A 6,382-nucleotide genomic window follows, 5' to 3' on the forward strand; every position below is an offset into this window, starting at 1 on the left:
AGCGACCGGCGGCGGCTCAGCGGCCGTCGGTGGCTCAGCGGCCGTCGGTGGCTCAGCGGCCGGCGGCGGCGACCAGGCGGCGCAGCGGCGCGTCCGGGTCGGCCAGGACGCGCCCGGCCAGCTCCGCGTAGCGGCGGACGAAGTCCTGCGCCCAGGCCGGCTCGAACTGGTCCTCGGCGTAGGACAGCCGGGCGTCGAACCGGTCGGCGCGGGGGATGACGGTCAGGCTCAGGCCGAAGCGGCTCAGCCCCTGGCTGGGCCGGAACGTGTCGATCTCCAGCCCGTTGCGCACCGCGGTCGGCGACCAGGAGTCCGGCGCCCGGTCCGGCAGCATCTGGAAGACCACGTCGTTGACCCGGCCGCCGGCCTCGCGCAGCGCCGGCACCGGCACCGTCTGGTAGGGCACGCCCTGGTGCACGACGGCGTCCAGGACGGTACGGCGGGTCGCGGCGAGCAGGTCGCGGAACGAGCCGCCGTCGGCCAGCCGGGTGCGCAGCACCAGCATGTTGGCGAAGAAGCCGACGGTCAGCTGCACCTCCGGCCGGGTGCGGTTGGCGAACAGCGAGGCCACCGCCAGATCGTCGGCGCCGGTCTCGGTGTGCAGCAGCAGGTAGTAGAGGCCCAGCATCACCGGGAACAGCGTGGTCCGCTCGGCCTTGGCGAACGCGCGCAGCGCCGCCGCGTCCGCGTCGCCGAACTCGTGCAGCGCCAGCCCGGGGCGCGGCGCGCCCTGACCGGGGCGCCGCGCGGGCAGGTCGGGCACCCGCATCCCGTCGAGCTTGGCGGCCCAGTAGTCGTGGTCGGCGCGCAGCTGCCCGGAGGCGCTCTGCTCGTGCTGCCAGGCGGAGAACTGCCGGTACTGCCACCCGACCGGTGCCGGCGGCGCGCCGTCACCGAGCAGCGCGATCACGTCATTGATCAGCACGCCGCAGGACCAGGCGTCGGAGACCAGGTGGTGCATGTTGGCGCAGAGCACGTGGTCGTCGGCGCCGATCCGCCAGGCGTGCCAGCGCACCGGGGCCTGCTCGACGGCGATCGGGGCGCGCAGCTCCTCGGCGTACTGCCGCTGGACCTCCGCCTCCGCGCCGGCCGGCAGCTCGGTCCACTCCACCCGGGTCGGGCCGGGCTCGTGGACGCGCTGCACCAGGTCGCGCCCGCGCCGGTGCAGCGTGGTGCGCAGCGACTCGTGCCGCCGCATCAGGATGTCGACGGTGCCGGCCAGCTTGTCGGGGTCGAGCGGCCCGCGGATGCGGAAGCCGGCCGGGCAGTTGACCGACGCCGTCTCGGCTCGGTAGTGCGCCAGGAACCACATCAGCCGCTGACCGATGGAGGCCGGGATCTCCGTGTACGACATGGCGAGGAGTCTATGGGCGTATCTGCTATCTGCGCTCTACTGCCGGTCCGGACACTCGTGGTAGTCCTAACCCATGTCTGAGGATGCGATCGAACACCGGACCCGGGTCATCGTCGTCGGCGCCGGCTACGCCGGGCTCACCGCGGCGCTCTTCCTGGCCTGGCGCGGTGTGCCGGTGACCCTCGTCGAACGCCATCCGAGCACCTCGGTGCAGCCGAAGGCCTTCGGCATCGTGCACCGCAGCATGGAGCTGCTGCGCCAGATCCCCGGCCTGGAGGAGAAGATCCTCGCCGCCGACGTCATCGACTTCGTCAACGAGGCCCACATCACCATCGCCACCGACATGAAGGACCCGGACCCGGAGGTCCTGCTGGCCGGCAACGACGACACCATGTCGCGGCTGATCCGGCTGACCCCGGCCGGGTTCGGCGCCCTGCCGCAGTCCAAGATCGAGGCGATCCTGCGCCGCACCGCCGAGGAACTCGGCGGCGACCTGCGCTTCTCCACCCGGCTTGAGTCCTTCGACGAGGACGACGACGGCGTGGTGGCCACCCTCGTCGACCTGCCCACCGGGCGCCGCTACCGGGTGGCCGCCGATTACCTGGTGGCCGCCGACGGCTGGCAGGCGCCGGTCCGCGAGTGGCTGGAACTGCCCACGCACGGCGTCGGCGAGCTGTGGCGGTGCCGGACCATCCTCTTCGACGCCGACCTGACCGAGCTGCTGGCCGGGCGCAAGGCGCTGCTGACGTACTTCAAGAACGACGAGTTCACCGGCCTGTACGCGTACCTGGAGAACGCCCGCGAGGTGTTCGGTGTCTCCGGCGCCCACCTGCTCGGCATCAACTACTTCATCGAGCGCGGCGAGAGCGACGACGACTTCACCGACGAGCGCTGCGTGGAGCTGGTCCGCAAGGCCATGGTGGAGCCGGACCTGGAGGTGACCATCACCGACCAGTCCACGTTCGTCATCGCCCACCGGGTCGCCGACCGGATGCGCGAGGGCCGGGTGTTCCTGGCCGGCGACAGCGCGCACGTCATGCCGCAGACCGGCGGCCTGGGCGGCGCCACGGCGATCCAGGACGGCTACGACATCGCCTGGCGCATCGCCGCCGTCGTCGCCGGATACGCCGGGCCGAACCTGCTCACCGGCTACGACGCCGAGCGGCGGCCGGTGGGGGAGTCGACCGCCAACCGGCAGCTGCACCGCCTCTCCGAGCGGATGGCGCCGCAGCTCAAGACGTTGCAGTTCGCCGAGGAGGTGAGCCCGGTCTGGGAGCACCTGGGCTACCGCGTCCACTCGCCGTTCGTCAGCACCGAGCCCGACGACGACGGCGACCTGCTGGAGGACCCGGAGCTGGCGCAGGCCCGGCCGGGCAGCCGCGCGCCGCACGTGCCGGTCCGGCACGGCGACCGGGAGATCTCGCTGCTGGACCTGTTCGGCCGCGACCACGTGCTGCTGCTCGGCTCGCCCGGCACGCCGTGGCGGGCCGCCGCCGAGAAGCAGGCCGCCGCGCTGGGCGTGCCACTGCCGGTGTACGCCTTCGGCGCCGACCTGACCGACCACACCGGCGAGGCGGCACGCCGCTACGACCTCGGCCCGGACACCGCCGTCCTGGTCCGGCCGGACGGCTACGTGGTGTGGCGGGCCCTGTCCCGGCCCGACGACCCGGAACGGGCGCTGCGCGACGCCCTCACCACCGTCCTCGGCCGCGCTCCCGAGCCGGTCGAGCCGCCGCAGTGGTCCGAGCCGGCGCTGCGACGCACCGCGATCCGGTTCTTCTCCAACATCCGCCGCTGACGTGAGCCGGATCGCCGTCGTCGGGGCCGGCATGGCGGGCCTGGCCGCCGCGTTGTTCTGCGCCCGCCGGGGCCACGAGGTGACGCTGCTGGAACGCGACGCCGCCGCGCCGCCGGACGGCGCGGGCGCGGACCGGTGGTTCACCGACTGGCACCGGCCGGGCCTGCCGCAGGGACGGCACTCGCACAAGTTCCTGGCCCGGTCGTGCCGGGTGCTGGCCGAGGAGGCGCCGGACGTCCTGGACGACCTCGTCGCGGCCGGCGCGGTGCGGGTACCGGTCAGCCGCCTGCACACCGGGCCGCCGCCGGTCGACGAGTTCGCGCTCGCCGCCCGGCGGCTGATGCACGAGGCGGTGCTGCGCCGCGCCGTCGGACGCGAACCGACCGTACGTCTGCGACCCGGTGCGACCGCCCGCGCGCTGGTCACCGGGAGCCCGGACGGCGGCGTGCCGACGGTGGACGGCGTCCGGCTCGACTCCGGCGAGGTGGTGTCCGCCGACCTCGTCGTGGACGCCGCCGGACGGCACGCCCGGCTGCTCGACTCGATCGACGTGCGCCGCCCGCCCGCGCTGGTGCATCCGTGCGGGTTCGTCTACCTGACCCGGCACTACCGGCTGCGGCCCGGCGCCGAGCTGCCACCGCTGGACCGGCCGCTCGCGATGAGCCTCGGGTACGCCGCCACGCTCGCGTTCCCGGCCGACAGCGGCACCTTCTCGCTGTCGGTGACGCTGTCCGACCAGGACGAGCTGCGCCACGCGCTGCGCCGCCCGGCCACGTGGGACCGGTTCATCGCCGCGGTGCCGCACACCCACCGGTGGGCCCGCCGGGGCGTACCGCAGGGGCCGGTGCGCACCATGTCCGGCATCGCCAACCGCTGGCAGCGGATGCACGACGACGACGGACCGGCGCTGGCCGGGCTGGTCCTGCTCGGCGACGCCGCCCTCCAGACGAACCCGACGTACGGCCGGGGCGTCTCGATCGCGTTCCTGCACGCCCAGCAGCTCGCCCGCACCCTGGACACGGCCGGTGACCCGGGCTCGGCGGCGTTCACCGACGCGTTCGAGGCGTGGACCGCCCGCAACCTCGGCGTGTGGTACCGCACCCAGGTCACCGCCGACACCGCGGGCCTGCGGCGGATGGCGGCCGGGCTGCGCGGCCAGCCGCCGCCGGTGTCCGACGACCCGTTCGCCCGCTTCATGGCCGGCATGGAGGTGCTGGCCGGGCGGGACGAGGTCGTCGCCCGCGCGCTCGGCCGCATGGCGCACCTGCTCATCACACCCGCCCAGCTGCTCGGCGACCGTGACGTGGTGCGCCGGGTGACCGGGTTCCTCGACGGCCGGACCGTCACCGACGACGCCGTCGAGGGACCGGCCCGGCGGGAGTTCGAGGCGATAGTCGCCGCCTGAGCCGCGACCGGACGGCACCTTCGGAGGCCACCATGGACGCACGACCCGCCCGGACCGACGCTCCCGCCCGCTGCCCGGTGACCGGCGCCGCGGACTTCGAGCCGTTCGGCCCCGCCTACAACGCCGAAGCCGGGGCGAGTCTCGCCGGGGCGCGCGCCGAGCGGCCGGTCTTCCACCACCCCGGCCTCGACTACTGGATCGTCACCCGGTACCGGGACGTGCGTGCCGTGTTCGGCGACCCGGACACGTTCTCGGCCGCCAACGCGATGGACCCGTACCGCCCGCTGTCCCGTCCCGCCCTGCGCGAGCTGGTCCGGCGGCGGTTCACCGGCGGCCCGGTGCTGGCGAACGAGGACGAGCCGGTGCACCTGCGGCGGCGGCGCCGGCTCGCCAGGCCGTTCACCCGGCGCCGGGTGCAGCGGCTGGAACCGCGGGTGCGCGCGCTCGTCGGCGAGCGGATCGACGCGTTCGCCGGCCGGGGCCACGCCGACCTGGTGGCCGAGCTGCTGTGGGAGGTGCCCGCCCTGGTCGTCGCCGTCTTCATGGGCGTACCGGACGAGGACCTGGCCGAGGTGCGCGGCTACTCGGTGTCCCAGGCCGTGTTCAACTGGGGGCTGCCCACCGACGACGAGCAGGTGGCCGCGTGCGACGTGATGGGCCGGTACTGGCAGTACGCCGCCCGCCTGGTGAGCGGGCTCAAGGAGACCGGCGGCCGGGGCGCCGGCTGGATCGCCCACGCGGTCCGCGCCCAGGCCCGCAACCCGGAGCTGTTCAGCGACTCGTACCTGCAGTCGCTGGTGCTCAACGGCACCACCGCGGCGCACGAGACCACGGCGTCCGGCGCGGCCAACGCGGTGCGGACGCTGCTGGAGACGCCGGGCGCGTGGGCGGCGCTGTGCGCCGACCCGGCCGGCATCCCGGCCGCGGTGGAGGAGTGCCTGCGGCTGCGGCCCCCCGTCGTCGCCTGGCGGCGCCGGGTGGTCCGCGACACCGTCCTGGGTGGCGTGCCGCTGCCCGCCGGGGCCCGGCTGCTGCTGGTGACGGCGTCGGCCAACCGGGACGCCGAGATGTTCGCCGACCCGGACACGTTCGATCCGGCGCGGCGCGGCGTGCGCCGGCACCTGGCGTTCGGCGACGGCAACCACGCCTGCCTCGGCGCGCACCTGGCCCGGCTGCAACTGCGTGTCGTCCTGGAGGAACTGACCCGCCGCCTGCCCGCGCTGGAACTGGTGCCCGGCCAGGACTTCGGCCACGCCCCGAACACCTCGTTCCACGGACCTGAACGGCTGTTGGTGCGCTGGCCCGCGTCGTAGCGTTCGGGCATGACGGAGAATGCGGTCGGCATCTACCCGTGTCTGCTGTACCGGGATGCCGAAAAGGCGATCGAATGGCTGGTCGAGGCGTTCGGGTTCACCAAGAACGTGGTGTTCCCCGGCCCCGAGGGGACCATCGCGCACGCCGAGCTCGGCTGGCGCGGCTCAGCGGTGATGGTCAATTCCGTCGGCACCGGCACCCGCCTGGCCACCGAGGTCGGGCAGGGTGGCCTCTACCTCGTGGTGGACGACCCGGACGCGCACCACGCCCGCGCCGTCGCGGCCGGCGCGGAGATCATCCGGGAACTCAAGGACGAGGACTTCGGGACGTCCCGCGGGTACGCCGCCCGGGACCCCGAGGGCAACGTCTGGATCATCGGCACCTATCAGCCCGGCAGCACCCCGGCCCCGGCCTAGGAGCGTGTCTCAGTAACCGGCAACCCGCGCGAAGATCATGATTATTCGTGCGGGATGATCCCGGTATGGGTAGCCAGGAGGGGCTGTTCGATGTC

At 74.2% G+C, this 6,382-nt stretch carries 5 protein-coding genes; 4 read left to right on the forward strand and 1 reads right to left on the reverse strand.

The window, feature by feature from the left end; genetic code table 11:
* Nucleotides 1–52: 52 nt before the first annotated feature.
* Nucleotides 53–1,354 carry a condensation domain-containing protein gene (locus SM452_RS22895; protein ID WP_355511225.1) on the reverse strand — a complete coding sequence of 434 codons (1,302 nt, stop codon included), beginning with the start codon at nucleotides 1,352–1,354 and terminating at the stop codon, nucleotides 53–55.
* 73 nt (nucleotides 1,355–1,427) lie between these two features.
* On the opposite strand from SM452_RS22895, the gene SM452_RS22900 reads away from it, so the two are divergent.
* From SM452_RS22900 to SM452_RS22915, 4 genes are read left to right on the forward strand one after another with little or no spacing between them, the layout of a single operon-like run.
* On the forward strand, nucleotides 1,428–3,152 hold the full coding sequence (locus tag SM452_RS22900; protein ID WP_262014479.1) for an FAD-dependent oxidoreductase: 1,725 nt from the start codon (nucleotides 1,428–1,430) through the stop codon (nucleotides 3,150–3,152).
* 1 nt (nucleotide 3,153) lies between these two features.
* Complete coding sequence (locus tag SM452_RS22905; protein ID WP_463840664.1) at nucleotides 3,154–4,557, forward strand: NAD(P)/FAD-dependent oxidoreductase; 1,404 nt, start codon at nucleotides 3,154–3,156, stop codon at nucleotides 4,555–4,557.
* Nucleotides 4,558–4,589: 32 nt separating this feature from the next.
* Complete coding sequence (locus SM452_RS22910; RefSeq protein ID WP_463840665.1) at nucleotides 4,590–5,870, forward strand: cytochrome P450; 1,281 nt, start codon at nucleotides 4,590–4,592, stop codon at nucleotides 5,868–5,870.
* A gap of 9 nt (nucleotides 5,871–5,879) precedes the next feature.
* Nucleotides 5,880–6,287: a VOC family protein gene (locus SM452_RS22915; protein WP_135239722.1), complete on the forward strand. Its 408-nt coding sequence runs from the start codon at nucleotides 5,880–5,882 to the stop codon at nucleotides 6,285–6,287.
* The last annotated feature ends 95 nt before the right edge of the window (nucleotides 6,288–6,382 follow it).

The sequence above is a fragment of the Micromonospora sp. SYSU B005 genome (assembly GCF_055362685.1).